At 61.2% G+C, this 20,823-nt stretch carries 18 protein-coding genes; 14 read left to right on the forward strand and 4 right to left on the reverse strand.

The genetic code is table 11. The annotated features are described in order from the left end of the window. Nucleotides 1–104: 104 nt before the first annotated feature. Nucleotides 105–2,915 (reverse strand): FAD-binding and (Fe-S)-binding domain-containing protein, encoded by a 2,811-nt coding sequence (locus HED64_RS04430; RefSeq protein WP_168150842.1) that lies wholly within the window; start codon nucleotides 2,913–2,915, stop codon nucleotides 105–107. 171 nt (nucleotides 2,916–3,086) lie between these two features. On the opposite strand from HED64_RS04430, the gene HED64_RS04435 reads away from it, so the two are divergent. The 6 genes from HED64_RS04435 to HED64_RS04460 all read left to right on the forward strand — a co-directional run bounded on the left by HED64_RS04435 (nucleotide 3,087) and on the right by HED64_RS04460 (nucleotide 9,394). Next, nucleotides 3,087–3,752, forward strand: a complete 666-nt coding sequence (locus tag HED64_RS04435) for a GntR family transcriptional regulator (protein ID WP_168150843.1) — start codon at nucleotides 3,087–3,089, stop codon at nucleotides 3,750–3,752. A 418-nt stretch (nucleotides 3,753–4,170) separates the two neighbouring features. Then, on the forward strand, nucleotides 4,171–5,226 hold the full coding sequence (locus tag HED64_RS04440; RefSeq protein WP_168150844.1) for a LacI family DNA-binding transcriptional regulator: 1,056 nt from the start codon (nucleotides 4,171–4,173) through the stop codon (nucleotides 5,224–5,226). Between the two features lie 76 nt (nucleotides 5,227–5,302). After that, nucleotides 5,303–6,625, forward strand: a complete 1,323-nt coding sequence (locus HED64_RS04445) for an MFS transporter (protein WP_245325622.1) — start codon at nucleotides 5,303–5,305, stop codon at nucleotides 6,623–6,625. 29 nt (nucleotides 6,626–6,654) lie between these two features. After that, nucleotides 6,655–7,434, forward strand: a complete 780-nt coding sequence (locus tag HED64_RS04450; RefSeq protein ID WP_168150845.1) for an SDR family oxidoreductase — start codon at nucleotides 6,655–6,657, stop codon at nucleotides 7,432–7,434. Nucleotides 7,435–7,450: 16 nt separating this feature from the next. Then, on the forward strand, nucleotides 7,451–8,383 hold the full coding sequence (kce, locus tag HED64_RS04455; protein ID WP_168150846.1) for a 3,5-dioxohexanoate:acetyl-CoA acetone transferase: 933 nt from the start codon (nucleotides 7,451–7,453) through the stop codon (nucleotides 8,381–8,383). Between the two features lie 9 nt (nucleotides 8,384–8,392). After that, nucleotides 8,393–9,394 (forward strand): glycerate kinase, encoded by a 1,002-nt coding sequence (locus tag HED64_RS04460; protein WP_168150847.1) that lies wholly within the window; start codon nucleotides 8,393–8,395, stop codon nucleotides 9,392–9,394. Between the two features lie 11 nt (nucleotides 9,395–9,405). Here HED64_RS04460 and HED64_RS04465 read toward each other — a convergent pair whose 3' ends face one another. Further along, the gene (locus HED64_RS04465) at nucleotides 9,406–9,636 is read right to left on the reverse strand and encodes a hypothetical protein (protein ID WP_168150848.1); all 231 of its coding nucleotides are present in this window, start codon (nucleotides 9,634–9,636) and stop codon (nucleotides 9,406–9,408) included. Between the two features lie 652 nt (nucleotides 9,637–10,288). Continuing rightward, nucleotides 10,289–11,077, reverse strand: a complete 789-nt coding sequence (locus HED64_RS04470) for an IclR family transcriptional regulator (RefSeq protein WP_168150849.1) — start codon at nucleotides 11,075–11,077, stop codon at nucleotides 10,289–10,291. 151 nt (nucleotides 11,078–11,228) lie between these two features. Between HED64_RS04470 and HED64_RS04475 the strand changes: the two genes are divergently transcribed. From HED64_RS04475 to HED64_RS04485, 3 genes are read left to right on the forward strand one after another with little or no spacing between them, the layout of a single operon-like run. Continuing rightward, nucleotides 11,229–11,933 (forward strand): CoA transferase subunit A, encoded by a 705-nt coding sequence (locus tag HED64_RS04475; protein WP_168150850.1) that lies wholly within the window; start codon nucleotides 11,229–11,231, stop codon nucleotides 11,931–11,933. Between the two features lie 3 nt (nucleotides 11,934–11,936). After that, entirely contained in the window at nucleotides 11,937–12,587 is a 651-nt protein-coding gene (locus tag HED64_RS04480; protein WP_168150851.1) for a CoA transferase subunit B, read from the forward strand. After that, nucleotides 12,584–13,753 (forward strand): acetyl-CoA C-acyltransferase, encoded by a 1,170-nt coding sequence (locus HED64_RS04485; protein ID WP_168150852.1) that lies wholly within the window; start codon nucleotides 12,584–12,586, stop codon nucleotides 13,751–13,753. The genes HED64_RS04480 and HED64_RS04485 overlap by 4 nt, the downstream gene beginning before the upstream one ends. A 133-nt stretch (nucleotides 13,754–13,886) precedes the next feature. On the opposite strand, the gene HED64_RS04490 is transcribed toward HED64_RS04485, so the two are convergent. Further along, entirely contained in the window at nucleotides 13,887–14,318 is a 432-nt protein-coding gene (locus tag HED64_RS04490) for a MarR family winged helix-turn-helix transcriptional regulator (RefSeq protein WP_168150853.1), read from the reverse strand. Nucleotides 14,319–14,396: 78 nt separating this feature from the next. Here HED64_RS04490 and HED64_RS04495 point away from each other — a divergent pair, with 78 nt between their 5' ends. The 5 genes from HED64_RS04495 to HED64_RS04515 all read left to right on the forward strand — a co-directional run bounded on the left by HED64_RS04495 (nucleotide 14,397) and on the right by HED64_RS04515 (nucleotide 20,784). Beyond that, nucleotides 14,397–15,497 carry a hypothetical protein gene (locus HED64_RS04495; RefSeq protein ID WP_168150854.1) on the forward strand — a complete coding sequence of 367 codons (1,101 nt, stop codon included), beginning with the start codon at nucleotides 14,397–14,399 and terminating at the stop codon, nucleotides 15,495–15,497. 123 nt (nucleotides 15,498–15,620) lie between these two features. Continuing rightward, nucleotides 15,621–16,259: a TetR-type transcription factor C-terminal domain-containing protein gene (locus HED64_RS04500; protein WP_168150855.1), complete on the forward strand. Its 639-nt coding sequence runs from the start codon at nucleotides 15,621–15,623 to the stop codon at nucleotides 16,257–16,259. 53 nt (nucleotides 16,260–16,312) lie between these two features. Beyond that, nucleotides 16,313–17,923, forward strand: a complete 1,611-nt coding sequence (locus HED64_RS04505) for a carboxyl transferase domain-containing protein (RefSeq protein ID WP_168150856.1) — start codon at nucleotides 16,313–16,315, stop codon at nucleotides 17,921–17,923. 6 nt (nucleotides 17,924–17,929) lie between these two features. Continuing rightward, entirely contained in the window at nucleotides 17,930–19,966 is a 2,037-nt protein-coding gene (locus tag HED64_RS04510) for an acetyl/propionyl/methylcrotonyl-CoA carboxylase subunit alpha (protein WP_168150857.1), read from the forward strand. Next, nucleotides 19,966–20,784 carry an HpcH/HpaI aldolase/citrate lyase family protein gene (locus HED64_RS04515; protein ID WP_168151138.1) on the forward strand — a complete coding sequence of 273 codons (819 nt, stop codon included), beginning with the start codon at nucleotides 19,966–19,968 and terminating at the stop codon, nucleotides 20,782–20,784. Before HED64_RS04510 ends, HED64_RS04515 begins: the two co-directional genes overlap by 1 nt. Nucleotides 20,785–20,823 lie beyond the last annotated feature (39 nt).

Raw genomic sequence — 20,823 nt, forward strand, 5'->3', positions numbered from 1 at the left:
TCAATCCGATGATCTGCCACGGTTGGCGTGCCGCCCATGATCTGCCGATCGCGACGACAGTTAGTGCCGATGCCTGCAGCGTGAGCGCAAGCATCGGCATCGCATCAGTCCCGGGTGGTGCGCTCCAGGAGTTCGAGCACATGCTCGTAGGGCTGCTCGGTCGCCCGGCTCATGCCCAGTTCGCACGTCCTATTGCATGAGGCATGAGTGCTCGCACCGAACTCGCGCACTTCGGCCGCCTGCGCCTCGGTAGCGGAGGCGGTGAGCTCGGGGTGCAGCATGCCGCGATCCCCGGCAAAGGCACAGCAGCCCCAGCTTTCAGGAACCTGCACCGTATCGGCAACTGCCTCGGCGACTGCCTGCAGCGCCGGGTTCATGCCCATCCGCGTGGAGGAACACGTGGGGTGCAGGGCCAGGCTGGCCACCTTATGCCCAGCGGGCAGCAACGGCAGGATGTGCTCGGCGGTGTATTGAACCACGTCGATGATCCGCAACGGTTTGGCTCCGGCGGGAACCACTTCGTTTTCAATGCTGTGGAGCAGCCCTTCGGTGCACGAGGAAGCGTCACAGAGAATCGGCAACTCGCCATTGTTGCTGGCGGCACGCAGGGCGGCGACGGTACGCTCCCCCATGGTCTCGCGACCCTTGGCCATGCCCTTGGAAGACCACGGGGTGCCACAGCACAGCGAATCGATGCCCTCTGGCACCAGCAGCTCCACACCCACGCGTTTGGCCAGGGCGCTAAAACTCTCCTGGATTCCCGCTTGGTGCGGGTCTGCCGGGCCGAACATGGTGTTCACGCAGGCGGGGAAATACACCGCGACTGGTGTTTTTGCCGGTGCAGGACGGGCACGCTTGCGCCCTCCGGCGGGCAATTCCGCCGAATAGAGCGGTAGCGTGTCCGCGCCCAAGACTGCGCGCCCAACCTTGTTGGCGCCGAGCACCAGGTGAAGCGGCACCTTATCGGCCACACTCAGGAGCTTGCCCGCACCCTGGGTCACCGCCGACCAATGCTGTGCGGCGGCATCCCACACCACACCTTCAACCTTGTTCACGTTTTTGGCCCGCAGTTTTTTCACCAGGGTGCCTGTGTTGATATCCACCGGGCAAGCGGTCTGGCACATGCCGTCCACCGCGCAGGTATCCACCGATTCGTAGGAGTAGTCCTTTTCGAGTTCGGCCACCAGCTTGGTATCCCCGGCCAGCCGAGCCGTTTCGATGGCGCGCAGCGTGACGATGCGTTGACGCGGAGTCAGGGTCAGGTTCCGCGAGGGGCAGACTGGCTCGCAGTATCCGCAGGCCACACAACGGTCGACTTCCGGATCCACGGCCGGGGTGACCTTGATGTTGTTCAGGTGGGCCGTGGGGTCTTCATCCAGGATGACTCCGGGGTTCAGCAAGCCGGCCGGGTCCAACAACAACTTGAGTTCGCGCATCACGCCGTACAGCTCGTCACCATATTGGCGGCGCACGTATGGTGCCATAACTCGCCCCGTGCCATGCTCTGCCTTCAGTGATCCACCTTCACCGAGCACCAGATCCACCATGTCTTCGGTGAAGGCCGAGTAACGCTTCAGTTGGGCTTCAGTGTTAAAGCCGTCGGTGAGCATGAAATGGACGTTCCCGTCCTTGGCGTGCCCGAAGATCACGGAGTTCTCGTATTCGTACCTCTCAAAGAGCACCGACAGCTCGGCGCAGGTCCGAGCCAGGGCCGAAACCGGAACCACGATGTCTTCGAGCAACGCCGTGGTTCCCTGAGTTCGGGCACCGGCCACGGAGGCATAGAGGCCCTTGCGCAGTTTCCACAACTGGGCACGGACCTTTGCATCCGGGCTGAACTGCGCAGGGGCGCTGAGCTTCAGCGACTTGGTCAGCGCTAGTCCTTGTTCCTGACGATTCGCCAACTCTTCGGCGCTCGAGGCCGTGTATTCGACCAAGAATGCGGCATGTGATTGCACGTTGAGGTCGGTGATGAGCTGCGGAGTTCCCTGCAGGGTTTGGCCCACCTTCAACGAGAGTGAATCCATCAGTTCAACGGTTGCCGCCCCGGATCCCACCAACGCCTCGAGCGACTCGTTGGCCGTGAACAGGTCATCAAAGACCAACAAGGATGTGGTGACATGCTTGTAGACCGGCACGGTTCTAAACGTTGCCTCGGCCACGAACCCGAGGGTGCCCTCGGAACCGATAATGAGGTGGGCCAGGACCTGCGCGGGATCTTCGTAGTCCACAAATGAGTTCAGTCCGTAGCCCATGGTGTTCTTCATGGAGAACTGGTGCTTGATTATCGCCACCGAGGCCGGGTTTGAACGCACCCGCTTGGTCAGGGCCTCGAGGCCGGCAAAGATGGCGGGTTCAAGGGTGCGAAGTTTTTCATTGGCGTCAGGGGTACCGGTGTCGATTACGGTGCCGCTGGTGAGCACGATGACTAGGGACTCCAAGGTCCGGTACACGTTGTCCACCGTGCCGCAATGCATGCCGGAGGAATTGTTGGCCACCACACCGCCAATGGTGCAGGCCGCCTCGGAGGCCGGGTCGGGCCCGAACTTGCGCCCGTAGAGTGCCAACCGTGCGTTCAGCGCTCGCACGGTGACACCGGGTTGAACCCGCACTCGTGCGCCGTTGTCCATGACCTCGATGTCTTTGAAGTTTTTTCGCACGTCAACCAGCAACGAGTCGGTGACGCCCTGGCCCGAGAGCGAGGTTCCGCCCGAACGGAAGGTCAGCGGCATGTTGAGCTCGGCGCTGGCCTTGAGCAAGGCACCAACTTCTGCCGCGTTGTTGGGAATCGCCACGGCCTGCGGTGTCAGCAGAAAGTGGGACGCGTCGTTGGCATAAGCATGGAGGTCGATGGCACGATCAGTGAGCTGGTCATCGGTGCTCATCGCGCCGCGTAGTGCGGAAATCAAGGTCATCTCATCCGTTTCATCAAGCATGAAGATGTCGGCAAGCTCTTTAAGGTCTTGAGACCCACAACATACCAACACTATGATTGTCTAGCAAGTACACATGTCTTTCAAGATAGCTTGAAGAAAATCTGTCAAGATTGATTTCCGTCTGCCCGCCAGCCAAAGGACCCCGTCGCCATGAGCCATCGCGTTACAGCGCTTTCCATCATTGACGCAATCGTCCAGGATTTGCGCCGGCGCATTTACGAGGGCGACATTGCACAGGGAACAGCACTAACCGAAGCCGAAGTCGCCAGCACCTATGAGGTTGCCCGCCCGACGGCCAAGGCAGCCATCGAACGACTGGTTGCGGATTCACTTCTCGAGCGCGGTGCTCACAAAACGGCGCGCGTGAAGACCTTGGGCGCCGATTCGGTCAGGGACATTTATTTTGCCCGGGCCTACCTCGAATCAGAGGTGGTGCGTCGATTGGCAACCACCAAGTCAGTCCCGGCGGCGGCAGTGCACGCGAATGCCGAAATTAGCGCCCGCATTTCGCTGCCGGCTACGACAATTATCGGCCCCGACATGGATTTTCACACGGCCCTTGTTGATGCCATGGACAATACGCGGACCAGCGCCATGTACAGGTCCCTGCTCGGGGAGGTCCGCCTTTGCATGACGCGGGTACAGTCTCTAGAGCTGCTCGATTCCGCAAAAATCGCTAGCGAACACGCCACGATTCTGGAACGGATCGCGGCCGGAGATCCAGAAGGTGCAGCCATCGCCCTCGATGAGCACCTGGCTCAGGCGCGGGAACTGCTGGCGGCTGAGATTGAACAAGCCTCGGACCTCAATAGCTGAGCCCCCCCCGTCTGGGCCACACCGAGGTGCAGACCAAATAGATCCTTCCCTCGCCCACAGGCGAAGCTCCGGTCGAGGTGAGGCAGCGGAAGGTCAAGTGAATCACCATCACCCGAGGATCATTTCAGCGATCAGCGCCGAACTCCGTTGCGCCAAAAACTAAGAGCGAAACCAAAAATGGCCCTTTCGCGCCCGGATAGAGTTTGACGCTTTGACCATTCAGCACTGAGCGCTATAGGCCAGCAGCTTGAGCGCGGTCAACCCCGTCCGCCACTGAGCACGACCAGTCACCAACGGAAGTGTTCACTGGCGATGAGCGGGCGCACTTAACGTTGCTTAACACCCTAGCGTGGACTGTAATGGTGATCACACGCCAACGATCTGCCAGTCATGGACCAACACCGCGAAGGAGGCAAAGATGCCGAGCACCCTGAACACCCCGACGGATCGACCCACCCGGGTTTCCGCCGCGGCGGTCGCGCGAGCATCGGGTGTCTCCGCAGCAACGGTCAGCTACATCATGAATGGTCGACCCGGGGCGTCCACCGAAACTCGTCGGCACGTCGTGAAGATCGCCAACGAAATGGGCTTCCGTCCCTCGGGGAACTCGGCGGGCCGCGACCCGCTACTGACCCGCGTGGTGGGCCTCATCCTTCCGAACATCGTTAATCAGATGTACACCGGTTGGGCGCAACACATTATTAACGCGACTGCGGCGGAGGGCTTCGAAGTCTTCGTCGCAACAACCCAAGACGACCCGGAATCTCTAGCCCAGGTCGCCAGCACACTGGCTGCTCGCAATGTCGACGGCGTCATCATTGCCGCCGCACTGCGCGAAGATTCGCGGGCACTACGGACCCTGCGCCAAAAGCGCATCCCGTATGTCTACCTTTCGAGGCGCTCGGACCACTTGCCCGGGGACTTTGTGGGAATCGATGACGATGCAGCGGCGGCCGAACTCATGGGCCACATCCTTGAACACGGCTACCGGGAAATCGCCACGGTCATTGGGCCACGCTTCTCCACCGCTTCGATGGCACGCGAGCAGGCATTTGTCCGCACCGCAAGCGCCGCGGGAGTGGTGATCACCGGGGAGCGAAAAATCAGCACTCGGCTGAACTCCGATGGCGGACGGGTGGCCGCGGAAAAACTCCTCGGTTCCGCCCATCCCCCGCGGGCCATCGTCTGCGGATCCGATGAGATAGCCATCGGCGTCGTGGAACACGCCCTGTCCCTGGGACTACGAATTCCCGAGGATGTGGCTGTCGTCGGCAGCGACGGTCTACCGCGAAGCCGTTCACTACTGATCGGTTTGACCACGATCGTCCAGCCGGTCAAGGAGATGGCCGAGCGCTCCTTCGAACTTCTCTTGGACCAAATCACCCACCCACGAACTACCTACGCGCATTCGGTGTGTACGCATCGGATCCACATTGGACGGACCTGCGGGTGCGTTCCGGGCTCCGCCCACTAAGCACTACCTCCATCATTTCAGCAGCCAGGGGCCGACGCGCCTTCCCGTTGCTACGCCCCCAAATAAAGGCAAAGACATGTCAGCCACTTCGCACCAAACGACGATGAGGTCACCCGAAGTCGTCAACAAGCTCATCTTCCGCCGCGTCATGCCGCTGCTGATTGCCGCATACGTCATGGCCTTCATCGATCGCACCAATATCGGCATGGCCAAGGACAGGATGGAGATTGATCTGGGGATCTCCGCCACCGCCTACGGCATCGGCGCCGGGCTATTCTTCCTCACCTATGCCTTCTCCGAGATTCCTTCGAACCTGATCATGCACAAGGTCGGTGCCCGCTTCTGGATCATGAGGATCATGATCACCTGGGGCATCCTCTCCGCGTGTATGGCTCTGGTGCAGGGCGAATGGTCCTTCTATATCTTGCGGATGTTGCTCGGCATCGCCGAGGCCGGACTGTTCCCCGGAGTCATCTACTTCATCACCCAGTGGTTTGTTATTAAGCATCGGGCCAAGGCCAACGGCATGTTCCTGCTCGGAGTCTCCATCGCCAACATCGTCGGAGCTCCGCTCGGTGGCGTGCTGCTGACCCTCGATGGTCTCGGCGGCCTGCACGGCTGGCAGTGGATGTTCATCATCGAAGGCATCCCCGCGTGCTTCCTGGCCTTCTTCATCTGGAAGTACCTGCCCAACAAGCCCACCGATTCCACGTTCCTCACTAAAGCGGAAGCCGAAGATCTCGAGGCCCGCATCCTCGCCGAGGAGACCGCCGGGGCAAAAGCTTCGGGCAACTCGAAACTGCGCCATGTACTGAAGGACAAGCAGATCCTGCTGGTGGTGGCCATCTACTTCACCCACCAAATCGCCGTCTACGCGCTGAGCTTCTTCCTTCCCTCGATCATCGGCAGCTATGGAACCCTGAACACCATCCAGATCGGTCTACTAACCTCCATCCCGTGGATCTTCTCTGCGGCAGGTGCCCTACTGCTGCCGCGCCTGGCCACCAACGCATCGCGCTCCCGCCTGATCGCCACCTCGACGATGGTCGGCATTGTCGCCGGCTTCACGCTCGGGGCCGTGGGCGGACCGATCCTAGGCATGATCGGGTTCTGCTTGGCGGCATTCAACTTCTTTGCGCTGCAGCCGATCCTCTTCACCTACCCGGCCACCCGACTCTCCGGTGCTGCGCTGGCCGGCGGCATCGCCTTCGTGAACACCGTGGGCCTCTTCGGAGGATTCCTCGGCCCGTACGTCATGGGATTCATGGAGGAAACCACCGGCAGCAAGCTCTCGGGCCTCTGGTTCATCGTTGCGATGTGCGCCATCGGCGCACTGCTGACTCGAAAGCTCAAGCGCGGCACCGAGGACCCCTCTAAGTCCTCCGTCGCCGCCCACTAAACCCGCCTACGATCGGAAAGATTCTCACAATGGGAACCCCAAAACTCGACTTCACTAACCGCTCCGTTTTGGTCACCGCAGGAGCAGCCGGCATCGGCCTGGCCATCGCCACGGCCTTCAAAGATCTCGGGGCCAAGGTTTTTGTCACCGACATCAACCCCGACGCCGTTGCTGCAGCTAGCGAAGCCGGTTTCACCGCGCTGGTGAATGACGTATCGGATGAAGCTCAGGTCATCGAACTTGCCGCAGCCATCCGTCGCGAATTTGGCGGGCTGGATGTCTTGGTCAACAACGCAGGGATCGCGGGCCCCACCGGGCCCATCGACACCCTGGACACCGTGGCGTGGCGCACCACCTTCGATGTGAACGTCCACGGTCAGTTCCACTGCATCAAACATCTGTTGCCGCTGCTGCGCGAGGCCAGTGACGCCTCGATCATCAATCTGTCCTCGGCCGCGGGGCGACTGGGTATGGCTGGCCGTAGCGCCTACTCGGCGTCCAAGTGGGCAGTGATCGGACTGACCAAGACCCTGGCCATCGAGCTGGGTGACGAGCGCATCCGCGTTAATGCCATCTGCCCAGGAGCGGTAAATGGTCCTCGCATCGAGGCAGTCATCGAAGCCAAGGCCGAGATGCTCGGCCGCCCGCTGGCGGAGGTCTCGGATCTCTACCACCGACAGTCGTCGCTGAATCGGCTCGTCGAGGCCGGGGACATTGCCGACATGGCCATCTTCCTGGCCAGCTCCATGGCACGCAGCATCAACGGCCAAGCAATGGCCGTCGACGGCAATACCGAAAAGCTCTACTAAGGAATTCGACACCATCATGGCAAATACACGCAAGGTCATCATCACCTCCGCCGTCACCGGCGCGATCCACACCCCAACCATGTCTCCGCATCTTCCGGTCACCGCCGACGAGATCGCCGAGGCAGCCATTGGCGCGGCCGAAGCCGGTGCCTCGATCGTTCACATGCACGCCCGGGATCCCGAGGACGGGCGCCCTTCACAGGACCCCGCCCACTTCGAGCCCATCCTGCAAAAGCTCAAGGCCAACACCGACGCGATCATCAATATCACCACCGGCGGTTCACCGCATATGAGTGTGGAAGAACGCATGCGTCCAGTGATCGAATTCGCCCCCGAGCTCGCCTCACTGAATATGGGCTCCATGAACTTCGGCCTTTACCCCATGCTGGATCGCTTTAAGGATTTCGAGCACGAATGGGAGCGTGAGGGACTGGAAAACTCACGCGATTTGGTCTTTAAGAACACCTTCGCCGACATCCAGAAGATCTTGGAAATTGGCAACAAGAACGATACCCGCTTCGAGTTCGAGTGCTACGACATCTCTCATTTGAACAACCTGGCACATTTCCAGGCACGTGGGCTGGCCCGCGGCCCGCTCTTTGTCCAGTCCGTCTTCGGCCTGCTCGGCGGAATCGGCGCGCACCCCGAGGACTTGATGCACATGCGTCGCACCGCTGACCGACTCTTCGGTGAGAGCTACGAATGGTCGATCCTGGGTGCCGGTAAGAATCAGATGCCGCTGGCCACCATCGGTGCGGCCATGGGTTCGCACGTTCGGGTCGGGCTCGAAGACTCGCTGTGGATTGGTCCCGGCCAGCTGGCGGTGTCTAACGCCGAGCAGGTCACCCGAGCTCGCACCATTCTCGAGGCCCTGAACTTCGAGGTCGCCACCCCCGATGAGGCCCGCGAAATGCTGGCGCTCAAGGGCCGCGCAAACGTCAATTTCTAGAAAGGCACCATGAAGATCCTGGTAGTTCCCGACAGCTTCAAGGGCACCTTTACTGCAGCCGAAGTTGCTGCCGCCATCGCCGGCGGCATCCGCTCCACCGGTGCGAGCGCAGAGGAAATGCCGGTAGCCGATGGGGGCGAAGGCACCGAGGAAATCCTCGGCGCCGCGTTGGGTGCCGCCAGGATCTTTGTACCTACGGTTGGCCCATGGCGAGATCCAGTCTCCGCCTCTTATTCGTTGACGAGTGACGGTACCGCCTACATCAACCTTGCCGCAGCTAGCGGCATCACGCTGCCCGCTCCGGGTGGACGCAATCCCCTCACCGCCGACACCTATGGCACCGGGCTGATCATGGTTGACGCAATCTCCCGCGGCGCCAAGCAAGTGGTGGTTGCGGCGGGCGGATCGGCGACCACGGATGGCGGGGCGGGCGCCATCATGGCCATCACCGACAATGGGGGACTTCGTGGAGCTATGATCACGATTCTCAGCGACGTCACCACCCCCTTCGAGGATGCTGCAGTCGTCTTCGGCCCCCAAAAGGGTGCCCGTCCAGATGAGGTCACGCTACTGACCGAACGTCTGCATAAGATCGCTGCCACCCTGCCGAAGGACCCTCGCGGCGTTCCCGCCACGGGTGCGGCCGGCGGTTTCAGCGGCGGACTCTGGGCGCAATTCGATGCGCACCTGTCCTCCGGCGCGGACTACGTACTTGATGCCATGGACTTCGAGGCTGCCGTTTCGGATGCGGATGCGGTGGTAGTCGGCGAGGGTCGCTTAGATTCCCAAACCCTGCAGGGCAAGATCATCTCGGTGATCATGGCCCGCAGCGGATCCGTACCTATCTATGCGGTGGTCGGATCGCTCACCGAGGATGCACCGCAAGATGCCTTCGCTCAGGTTCTTATCGCCACGGATGAAACTCGAATGCGCGCTGCCGGTGCGCAGATAGCCAGGGTGCATGCCCAAGCGGCGGCACTTCGAAGCGACGGGACGCCTTCAAGCCGCTAGCAGCGAACGGCTCAGCTGCATCGTTTCTGCTCGGAGGCGCCAACATAAACAACGTTGTCCCGGTCGATTCCGGAGCCACCCGTGACCCGCAGATCTTTTTCATGCGCGATGTCACGAACACCAGCAGTGGGCGTCTCATACTTTTCGCGTAGCTGAACAGTTCGTCCGAGCGCAAAGGCCAAGATGGCGCCCACCAGGAGCCATCCCACGATGACGATGGCAACAACTGCAACGACGCTCAAAGTAACTCCCCAGCAGTGCTGCTTGTATTAGTTAGTTTCAGCGAATCGGAGGAAACCTTCTGGATGTCCCTTACAGACAGCGTCGCTGAGGCACATGGGAAAATTCCCTGTTCTGTGAAATTCACGCTTGTCCTCTCGTCGTTGCTTGCTATCGTCGATTGGCGTTTAACACCACGTCGCTTGAGCAGTCTCCGCATGGAAACTGAGTGTTTCATGAACAAAACCCTTGAGTTTCCGCTTTCGCGGCATACGAAGAGACTCCCGAAGTTGTGGTTCATGACGCAGAAAACCGGGAAATTCCATTTTCGGTATGAACACCCGTGACGCATCTTCGAGACGATCGCTACCGGGCCACCATACTGAAAAGACTGCGGCGTGAAACATCCCTCCGCAGCCGGAACGCGCCTTATGGAACGCCATATCCGGTCATCCTGGCCAGAGTTCTCCATCCACTGGAAGGTTCGTACACAGCAGTTGAGCTCCAGCGCCTCGCAAGCTGCGGCCAAGCCTCTAGCAGAGGCTTTGCGCCCAACGTGATTCCTGCTGCGCACCTTTCTTCCATCTCTTTTGAGCGCCTCAGTGATTCTTTTCATGGTGGCCGTGTCGGGCCGGACGGCCCTCTCAATCTGCCGCAGCATGCAGCAACCCGGAATTAGCGAAGTGGCAATGCCGTCTCGCCGCGCAACTTCTTAGACAGCTCATGGGCATGATGCAACAACAAATCGCCCATTTCCTTATGCCGCTCAGGAGCGAATCTGGATTCGATTCCAGTCAGGCTCAGGGCCCAGGCTGGTTGCCCCGCTTTATCGAACACCGCCGAACCCATCCCCCAACTTCCTTGGACGATCAGCCCCGGATTGATTGCCCAGCCACGTTCGCGTGTCTGAGCAATACGTTCGCGCAGGGCCTCGACGCTGTGTTCGCTTCCATGCTCGGGCACCAAGTCGTTCTCAGCTAGATACCTGTCGACGGCAGTCTCGGGTAGGAATGCGAGCATAACAAGGCCCGCCGATGCCACTCCGAGTGGGAATCTTTTGCCTTCGTAAAGCACAAAGGAACGGATGGGGAAGGCACCGTCCGCGCGCAGCAGACATACACTCTCGTCTCCTCGTCGTACCGAGAGGAAGGCGCTTTCGCCGGTGGCCTCGGCCAAAGCGGCAACATGGTCACGCGCAATCTCGGTGATGTCGTATCGTTCCGCCGCCACCGTACCCAGCAGATACATTTCCGGACCCAACAGCCACAGTCCCTCACTATTGTCGTGGTCACAAAAGCCCTCGGCCGTCAGTGCCGCGAGCAGACGGTGCACGGTGGGCCGGGCCAGCGTGGTGGCGCGGGCGATGTCGGCGGTCGACGCGCCTCTGGGCATCGCGGTGCTCACAGCGCGCAACACGGCTGCCATACGGCCCACGACCTGGGCTCCGGGAAACGAAGAAGTCATGACCACATTATGGACTATTGATCGCCATTCGGTCATCTCTCGGTCAGTATTGGGAAAGTTTTCTGTATTCATTGACCGTGAATACGCCAATTAGCTACCGTCAAGGGAGAACAAAGACGTTATCCACATCGTGGACGCACAAAGGAGCATCATGGCAACGAAAGTCATAGCCGACGCCGCCGAGGCGTTGGCCGAAAGCGTACGCGATGGGATGATCATCGCGGTGGGCGGCTTCGGCCTCAGCGGCATTCCCAATCGCCTGATCACCGCTTTGCGCGATTCCGGCGCCACCGGCTTAACCATCGTTTCCAACAATATGGGCGTCGACGGCAAGGGTCTGGGGGTCCTGCTGGAAAACAAGCAGGTGGCCAAGGTCTTGGCATCCTATGTGGGTGAGAACAAGCTGTTCGCCCAGCAGTTCCTCAACAAGGAGCTCGAGGTGGAGTTCGTCCCGCAGGGCACGTTGGCCGAACGGCTGCGAGCAGGAGGCGCGGGCATTCCCGCATTCTTCACCCCCACCGGTGTGGGAACTCCCGTCGCCGAGGGGAAGGAAGTCATGGAGTTCAACGGACGCCCCGCCATCTTAGAACGCGGCATCGTCGCCGACATATCCTTGGTCCGAGCCTTTGAAGCCGACCCGGAGGGAAACCTGCGCTACCGAATGACAGCGCGGAACTTCAACCCGCTGGTCGCCACCGCGGGCCGCCTCACCTTCGCCGAGGCCGAGGTGATCCACGCTGGTTACCTAGATCCATCACTTGTCGACACACCGGGCATTTTTGTACACCACGTTGTAGCAACGGATGGCGTCAAAGACATCGAACAGCGGACCGTACGCGTCCGAACGGAGGCATAAATCATGTGGACACGCGATGAAATGGCAGCCATTGCCGCTTCCGAACTCACCGACGGCCAATACGTGAACCTCGGCATTGGTATCCCCACGCTGGTGGCCAACAACCTACCCGAGGGCGTCAACGTCACCCTTCAGAGCGAAAACGGTCTGCTGGGCATGGGTCCCTTCCCCTTTGAAGGGGAAGAGGACGCCGATTTGATCAATGCCGGCAAACAAACGGTGACGTTGCTGCCCGGCGGAAGCTACTTCGACTCGGCCACCTCCTTCGGCATGATCCGCGGCGGACACGTGGCCACCGCGATTCTCGGCGCCTTGCAGGTGGCGGCCAATGGCGACCTTGCCAACTGGACCATCCCCGGCAAGTTAGTTAAGGGCATGGGTGGAGCCATGGACCTGGTTGCCGGAACGCCGCGCGTCATTGTCATCACCGACCACGTGGCCAAGGACGGCACACCCAAGATTGTTGAGACCTGCGACCTGCCACTGACCGGAGTCGGCGTGGTGGATAGGATCATCACCGACCGCGCGGTATTTGACGTCATCAACAAGGCTTTGGTGCTGCGCTCCGTGGCACCTGGTGTCACCATGGAAGATCTGCGCGAGGCAACTGGCGCGCCATTCACGATTGAGATTGAGGAAGTAAACGCAGCATGAGCGCATTAATCGTCGGGTACGCCCGCACTCCCTTCGCCCGCTTCAACGGCGCCTTCGCCACGGTTCCGGGCACTGCCCTTGGTGCTCACGCGGCAGCGGCAGCCATGGAACGCGCCGGCCTCGATCCGGCAGAGGTCCAGCGCGTCTTCGCCGGACAAGTTTTGCAAGGTGGTGCCGGCCAGAACCCCGCACGCCAGTCGGCGATCGGCGCCGGAATCGGCTATGGCGTCCCGGCCATGACGCTGAACGCCGTCTGCCTCTCGGGCACCGAGGCAGTGGTCGCTGGCGAACGAATGATTTCCGCCGGTGAGGTTGACGTGGTGGTGGCCATCGGCCAGGAATCCATGTCACTGGCACCCCATGTGCAGCGAGCCCGGGCCGGCACCAAGTACGGTGCCATTGAGTTGATTGACACCTTGGAATACGACGGCCTGACCGACGCCTTTGAAAAGCGCTCGATGGGTTCCTCCACCGAGGATGGCAACACCACCCACGGCATCACCCGTGTGGCACAGGATGAATTCTCCGCCCGTTCGCATCGATTGGCAGCTGCCGCGGCAGACTTCCACGCCGCTGAGATCGCGCCGTTCACCATTTCTTCGCGACGCGGGGATGTTGTCGTGTCGAGCGATGACGGCATCCGTGCCGACACCACGGCCGAGTCGCTGTCCAAGCTGCGTCCTTCCTTTAGCAAAGAAGGCACCATCACCGCGGGCAATGCCTCACAGATCACCGATGGTGCGGCCGCGCTTGTCTTGGTCAGCAAGGCTGCCGCCGATCGCCTGGGCTTGACCCCGATCGCGGAAATCGTTTCCCACGCGCTGGTTGCCGGCCCGGATGTCTCGCTGCATGAGCAGCCCGCCAACGCCATCCTTGCCGCATTGGAAGGCACCGGAATCTCCGCAGCCGACCTGAAGGCCGTGGAAATCAACGAGGCGTTTGCCGCAGTTGGCGTGCAGTCGGTGGCCAAGCTGGGCATCGATGCGGAGATCGTGAATACCAAGGGCGGTGCCATTGCGCTGGGCCACCCCATCGGTGCCTCGGGTGCCCGCATCATTGGTACTCTCGCCCGCCAGCTAGCAGAACTGGGGTCCGGCTCCGTTGGCGCCACGGGCATCTGCGGCGGCGGCGGCCAGGGTAGTGCCGTGGTGCTGCGCGCCGTCTAACTCCAGATAGGCGGCACAGCCGCCGGTTCTCTCCCGCGAGGGCGTGTCGTCGATGTCTTGAACATGGCGATGCGCCCTCGCGTCGTAAATGCCTCTTGGAAAAGGTCAGCTCGCCCGACCGGGGCCAAACGACCTATTTTGAGTCGGCGTCGTTGTAGCGAATTAAGGCTGCGGCAAATGAGGCGATCTCCGCATTACTCCAGCCGGTTAGTCGGTCGGTGACAACCTCGCGGTGCACCTGCGCCGACGTCGCCAGCTGCTGATGTCCGTGGTCGGTCAGGACCAAGACGCGACCGCGTCCAGCATCGGTCTCGTCGTAGTTGGCTAACCCCAGTTCGATCAGCGTAGCCACCTGCCGCGACACCGTTGATCGGTTCAGCGAGAACGCTTCGGCGATGTCGATGGCGCGTACCCCCGGGGTATCTGCGATGAAACGCAGCAACGAATGCTCCACGAAGGTCAGCGGCTCGGCGAGGTGACGCGATCGCGCATTCGCACGGCGCGTGATCACCTGCATGTGGTTGTAGACCGCTTGAATGTCCGCGTCACGTTGGTCTGTTCCCATGGCGTCGATTGTAGTCCGTGTTGCATCAAACAACTTTCAATGTTGCATAATGCAACACTGAGCGTACGATGGAAGTTGATGACTTCCACCAACACCAAACCCAGTATCGCCCCACCAACTTCGGGCCCCTCCAAATCCGCGCACAAGAAATCCTCGCCCCAACAGAAGCCACGCCTCGGCTGGGGCAAGCTGTGCCTCACCATGCTGATTCCGTTTTTTCTGGTGACGGTCATGGGTCTGGCCTACTTGGGCGCCTTCCATCAGCCGGCACCGCACAACCTGCAGGTCGCCATCGTTGGAGATACGGCCGCGACCAAGGTGTTCGCTCAATCCCTCAAGGATGAGGCCGGCGACTCCCTGTCCGTGCGCACGATTGCCACGCCGGACGCCGCCCGCGCATTGGTAGCCGACCGTGAGGTGGCCGCCGCCTTCAGCATGGAGAAATCCTCGGCAACACTATTTATCTCAAGTGCCGCGTCGGAGACAAACGCCGGCATCACGCAAAAAATCTTCATGCCCATCGCCTACGCCCAACATTTGCCCTTCCAGGTCGAAGACGTTGTTCCCACCGGTGAACACGACAGCACCGGGCAGGGCATTTTCTTCCTTCTGGTGGCCTTGAGCATTGGCGGCTACGCGGGATCCGTTCCGCTTTCCGGATTCATGGGAAAGGTCAAACTGCCCACGCGCTTTGTCATGGCTGCCGCATCCGGCGCGGTGGTTTCAACGATCGCCCTGGCGATCAGCGGCCCCATCTACGGGGTCCTCACCCACAACCTTGCTGCCATCTGGCTCATCTCCTGGCTATACGCCACCGCCATCACAACGATCGGCATGGGATTGCACCCCATCTTGCGCCATTGGACAACGGCCACCTTGACGCTCTGCTTTGTTGCACTGAACTTCACCAGCTCGGGAGGCATCTTCATGCCAGAAGTGCAGCCAGGCCTGTTCGCTGCACTCAACGCCTTCTGGAACGGCGCAGCGTGGCTTCACGCAGTCCAAACGCTGACCTACTTCCCGAGTCAGGGAATCGGTCTCGACATCCTAAAATTGGGACTATGGCTCATCGCCGGTGTCGCACTGATGATCCTCACCCACACGTGGAGTGATCGCAAGACCCTCCTGGCCGACGAGGATGCCAAGATTTCCGAGGTAGAGCAGACCGTCGCCGCCTAATCGCGATGGCCGCATCATTTCCAATCAAACGATTGACAGTGACCGGCGTCACGGTGTTTGCTGGAGTATCCGAACCAATCGATTGATTGGCTCGGATACTTTCAGTAGACATTGGAGTCCCGGGTGAACATCGTCAAAGTCCAGCAGGCTGCTGTTCTGCTCTTTGCCCGCCAGGGGTTTGCCGCAACCGGCATCCGAGAGCTGGGGGCGGCGGTCGGCATCAACTCCGCCACGATCTATCACTACACCGGCAGCAAGGAACAGCTGTTGGTGGCGATCATGCGCGGTTGCCTAGAATCCATGATCACTTCGGGCTCGGCCGCGCTTCGCAACAGCTCCGAACCGACCATCCAATTGGCGGCGTTGGTTTCATCCCATGTTGGCTTTACTGCCTCCAACCCGCTGACCGCCCGCGTTGCCGAATACGAAATGCGCGCACTGGCACCCGAAAATCGATCGGCGATGCAACAGCTCCGCGATGACTACGAAGCCCTCTTCGCCCAGGTTGTTGAACGCGGAATCCGCGTCGGCGATTTTTCCACCATTGACTCCACCATGGCCCGTCTTGCGCTGATGGAAATGGGGACGGGCGTTGCCCATTGGTATAGACCCGATGGCCGACTTACGCTCTCCGAGGTCCAGCACAACTTTGTGGACATGGCCTGCAAGATCCTCTCCGCCGATCCCTCCACTCTGATGGGAGTGGACTTCATTGATCCGCCCGTGCTGCTGGGCAGCGAGCCGCCGGGAGTTAACACCTAATCCACCGATTGACAGGACATTCCCTCCCCCGTTTTTGCTTCGAAAGAGGATCCATGGAAGCGCTAGACAGCACACTCGACATCACCAGCCCCGGTTACTTGAAAAATGCAGCCGAGCAAAACCTGCTGGTCAACGAGCTCAAGAACCGTCTGGCCACCGCAGCCCGCGGCGGATCGGAGAAAACCCGACAACGGCACGTGGATCGAGGAAAGCTTCTGCCGCGTGATCGCGTCGAAGCACTCCTGGACGAGGGTTCACCGTTTCTAGAAATCGCGCCACTGGCCGCGGAAGATATGTATGACGGACAGTGCCCGGGCGCCGGGCTGATCACCGGTATCGGTCTGGTCCACGATCGTTTTGTGATGGTCGTCTGCAATGATCCAACGGTCAAGGGCGGGACGTACTTCCCGATGACCGTAAAAAAGCACCTGAGGGCCCAGGAAATTGCGCTCGAGAACGGCCTGCCCTGCGTATACCTCGTTGATTCGGGCGGCGCCTTTTTGCCCATGCAGGACGAGGTTTTCCCGGACCGCGATCACTTCGGGAGGATCTTCTACAACCAGGCCAACCTGTCTGCCGCCAAGATTCCGCAGCTTGCCGCGGTTCTGGGCTCCTGCACCGCAGGAGGTGCCTACGTTCCGGCGATGAGCGACGAGACGGTGATCGTCCGCAACCAGGGCACGATCTTTTTGGGCGGACCCCCACTGGTGAAGGCGGCCATTGGCGAAATTGTCAGCGCCGAGGAACTCGGCGGCGGGGATCTGCATGCCAAGACCTCCGGGGTGGTTGATCACCTGGCCGAAAACGATGCCCACGCCATCTCGATTCTCCGCGACATCATCGATACCCTGCCCTCCACCCCGCAACCGGTGTGGGACGTCCTGACCGATAATCCGTCGCCACTTCAGGAACCCAGCGAACTGTACGGTGCTGTTCCCACCGATGTGAACGCCTACTACGACGTGCGCGAGGTCATCGCGCGGATCGTTGACGGCAGCGAGTTCCACGAGTTTAAGGCCAACTACGGCACCACGCTCGTCACGGGTTTCGCCCGCATCCACGGTCACAAGGTCGGCATCGTGGCGAATAACGGGGTGCTCTTCTCCGAATCCGCACTCAAGGGAGCCCACTTCATTGAGCTCTGCGATCAACGCGGCGTACCGCTGATCTTCCTGCAGAACCTCGCCGGTTTTATGGTCGGTCGGGACTACGAGGCCGGCGGCATCGCCAAACATGGCGCCAAGATGGTCACCGCCGTTGCCACGGCACGGGTCCCCAAGCTCACCGTGATCATCGGCGGATCCTTCGGCGCGGGCAACTATTCCATGTGTGGGCGGGCCTACTCGCCGCGTTTCCTATGGATGTGGCCGGCCGCCCGAATCTCGGTCATGGGCGGGGCCCAGGCTTCCTCCGTCCTGGCTACCGTCAAGCGCGATGCCCTCGAAGCCGCGGGTTCCACGTGGAGCACCGAAGAGGAAGCCGCCTTCAAGGAACCACTCAAGGCCCAATATGAGCACCAGGGCAATCCGTATTACTCCACGGCCCGACTCTGGGACGACGGTGTCATCGATCCCCTCGACACACGCAGGGTCCTTGGTCTGGCCCTGGATGTCTGTGCCACCCAACCACTCCCGGAGACTTCCTTCGGACTCTTCAGGATGTGATGCACCATGAAAAACACACTCTTTACCACCGTGCTGGTGGCCAACCGCGGGGAAATCGCGGTGCGAATCATCCGTACGCTGCGCGCCATGGGCATCAAATCCGTGGCCGTGTACTCCGATGCTGATGCGGGGGCCAGGCACGTGCGCGAGGCCGATCAGGCGATCAGGATCGGCTCGGCGGCAGCCCCCGATAGCTATCTGAACATCACCAACGTGCTCGAGGCGTGCCGACAATCCGGCGCCCGGGCGGTGCATCCGGGGTACGGGTTCCTCTCCGAAAACATCGCCTTTGCCCGAGCGCTTAAGGACGCGGGAATCACCTTCATCGGACCGAATATTGATGCCCTGCTGCTGATGGGTGACAAGATTCGCTCCAAGAACCACGTGGCCGCCCACGATGTCCCGGTGACACCCGGCATCGCCGAGCCCGAGCTCAGCGACGAGGAACTCATCGACGCGGCCGAGTCGATCGGGTTCCCGGTGCTGATCAAGCCATCGGCCGGTGGCGGCGGCAAGGGCATGGTGGCCGTTGATTCGCCCGAGAAACTCCCAGCTGCCCTACTCAGCGCCAGGCGTACCGCGTTGAGTTCCTTTGGTGATGACACGCTGTTCCTCGAGCGTCTGGTGCGGAGCCCGCGGCACATCGAGGTGCAGATCTTGGCCGACACCCACGGCAATACCGTACATCTGGGTGAACGTGAATGTTCGCTGCAACGCAGGCATCAAAAGGTCATCGAGGAGGCACCGGCTCCCCTGCTGGAAAACCTCAAGGACGGTTCTTCCATCCGTGCCCAGCTGGGCGCCGCTGCGGTGGCCGCAGCGGAGTCGGTGAACTATGTGGGAGCCGGGACCGTGGAATTCTTGGTTTCCGACGAGGCCCCGGGCGAATTCTTCTTCATGGAAATGAACACTCGCCTGCAGGTGGAGCATCCGGTCACCGAGGAAGTGGTGCGGGTTGCCGGCGAGCGCCTGGACCTGGTGGCGGCGCAGGTGCGCATTGCCGCCGGCGAACCCCTGGGTTTCACCCAGGACCAGGTCTCCTTACACGGTCACGCCATCGAGGCCCGTGTGTACGCCGAGGACCCGGCCCACGACTTCATGCCCTCCACCGGGCGACTGCTGCGCGTTCTTGAACCCGGCGGTGAACACGTGCGTGTGGACTCATCGCTGGTCGAAGGCTTGGAAATCTCCCCCCACTACGACCCGATGTTGGCGAAGCTCATCGCCTGGGGCGATGACCGGGACAGTGCCTTGGCGCGTCTTGATCGGGCGCTGGCCAGCACCGAAATCCTGGGAGTGCTGAGCAACATCGAATACCTGCGGCTGTTACTCATTGATCCGGAGGTGCGGGCCGGAAATTTGGATACCACCCTGATCGAACGCAAGATGCCGGACATGATCTTTAGGAGCATTACCCATACCGAACTGGTGCTGGCGGCAGCCATGTTTATCGCTCGGTCTCCCGGGAGTGGCGGAACCTGGCGGAGCCGTGACTCCTGGCGGCTGGGAGCACGCACCGCCATGACCACCACCCTCGAAGTTGAGGGCAGGCTTTGGACCCTGACCTCGGTGCCTACCGCCGGCGGACGACGCTTCACGCTGGAAGGGCAGGACTTCGAGGTGACCCAGCTACCCGGGGGCAACTTCGCAATTAATGGAGTGCAGGAGCAGCAGATCACGGCATTTGGTGATGATTCAACCCTCTGGATCGGCCGCGACGGCTGGGCCGGAGCAGTGCGCAGCCTGGATCAGCGGGAACTGTTGCACCGGGAACTGGCTAACCGCACACTGATTCCCGGAGAAGCGCCCCCGGAGGTCCGCTCTCCGATGCCCGGCACGGTGATCGCGGTGGGCGTCAGCGATGGGCAGTTGGTCCGGGCCGGAGAAATCTTGGTGACGATCGAGGCCATGAAGATGGAGCACCCCATGTTCTCCCCCGGCGCGGGTACCGTGAGCATCGGGCGATTGCGCGTGGGTGACTTGGTGAAGGCCAATCAGGTCGTCGCCACCCTCGACTACACCGCGGAAGCAGAGGCATCATGATGAGCTTTAGCATGGGACCCGCCATCCTCTTTTGCCCCGCCGACCGGCCCGACCGCTACGCCAAGGCGCTTCAACGCGCCGACGCCGTGATCATCGATCTCGAAGATGCTGTGGCCGCGGGCGACAAGGAAACAGCGCGGCAGGCACTACTGGCGAACCCACTGGATCCACAACGCACCATCGTGCGGGTCAATCCGGCGGGCACCGAAGATTTCGCCGCGGATCTGACAGCGGTCCGGCAGACCGCGTACCGCACCATCATGCTGGCCAAGACCGAGACCCTTGACGACTTGGCCGCGGTCAGCGATTTCAACGTCGTGGCGTTGTGCGAGACGGCGCTGGGTGTCATTAATGCCCCGCAGCTTGCCGCAGCACCCAACGTTGTGGCCCTGATGTGGGGTGCAGAGGACCTGGTCGCTTCTTTAGGCGGTTCCTCCTCGCGCCACGATTCCGGCGACTACCGCGATGTAGCGCTGCACGCCCGCTCCCAGGTACTGCTGGCCGCCGGTGCCTTCGGGAAGCTCGCCATTGATTCGGTGTACATCAACATTCCCGACCACGAAGGGCTGCTGGCCGAATCCATCGACGCCCAGGCCTCCGGGTTCGGGGCCAAAGCGTCAATCCACCCGGGCCAGATGCCCGTGATCCGCCAGGCGTTCTTGCCCTCGGCCGAGCAGGTCGAGCGCGCCACACGTATTCTTGCCGCGGCGAAGGATGCAGCCGGAGTGTTCACGTTTGAGGGGCAGATGGTGGATGAGCCGCTGTTGCGCCATGCCCGGGCCACGTTGGCGCGGCATGCATCAACGACGACCCCATGACGGATGCCCCGTCGCAGCTTCCGCAGTCAGCGACGGGGC

The sequence above is a fragment of the Paeniglutamicibacter terrestris genome, from assembly GCF_012271785.1.
In the GTDB taxonomy this organism is placed as follows: Bacteria; Actinomycetota; Actinomycetes; order Actinomycetales; family Micrococcaceae; genus Paeniglutamicibacter; species Paeniglutamicibacter terrestris.

Coding starts and splice junctions, on each gene's coding strand:
- HED64_RS04475 (WP_168150850.1), top strand. CDS start 11,229: ATGGCAACGAAAGTCATAGCCGACGCCGCCGAGGCGTTGGCCGAAAGC.
- HED64_RS04515 (WP_168151138.1), top strand. CDS start 19,966: ATGAGCTTTAGCATGGGACCCGCCATCCTCTTTTGCCCCGCCGACCGG.
- kce (WP_168150846.1), top strand. CDS start 7,451: ATGGCAAATACACGCAAGGTCATCATCACCTCCGCCGTCACCGGCGCG.
- HED64_RS04440 (WP_168150844.1), top strand. CDS start 4,171: ATGCCGAGCACCCTGAACACCCCGACGGATCGACCCACCCGGGTTTCC.
- HED64_RS04450 (WP_168150845.1), top strand. CDS start 6,655: ATGGGAACCCCAAAACTCGACTTCACTAACCGCTCCGTTTTGGTCACC.
- HED64_RS04460 (WP_168150847.1), top strand. CDS start 8,393: ATGAAGATCCTGGTAGTTCCCGACAGCTTCAAGGGCACCTTTACTGCA.
- HED64_RS04430 (WP_168150842.1), bottom strand. CDS start 2,915: ATGACCTTGATTTCCGCACTACGCGGCGCGATGAGCACCGATGACCAG.
- HED64_RS04435 (WP_168150843.1), top strand. CDS start 3,087: ATGAGCCATCGCGTTACAGCGCTTTCCATCATTGACGCAATCGTCCAG.
- HED64_RS04470 (WP_168150849.1), bottom strand. CDS start 11,077: ATGACTTCTTCGTTTCCCGGAGCCCAGGTCGTGGGCCGTATGGCAGCC.
- HED64_RS04490 (WP_168150853.1), bottom strand. CDS start 14,318: ATGGGAACAGACCAACGTGACGCGGACATTCAAGCGGTCTACAACCAC.
- HED64_RS04445 (WP_245325622.1), top strand. CDS start 5,303: ATGTCAGCCACTTCGCACCAAACGACGATGAGGTCACCCGAAGTCGTC.
- HED64_RS04510 (WP_168150857.1), top strand. CDS start 17,930: ATGAAAAACACACTCTTTACCACCGTGCTGGTGGCCAACCGCGGGGAA.
- HED64_RS04480 (WP_168150851.1), top strand. CDS start 11,937: ATGTGGACACGCGATGAAATGGCAGCCATTGCCGCTTCCGAACTCACC.
- HED64_RS04505 (WP_168150856.1), top strand. CDS start 16,313: ATGGAAGCGCTAGACAGCACACTCGACATCACCAGCCCCGGTTACTTG.
- HED64_RS04485 (WP_168150852.1), top strand. CDS start 12,584: ATGAGCGCATTAATCGTCGGGTACGCCCGCACTCCCTTCGCCCGCTTC.
- HED64_RS04495 (WP_168150854.1), top strand. CDS start 14,397: ATGACTTCCACCAACACCAAACCCAGTATCGCCCCACCAACTTCGGGC.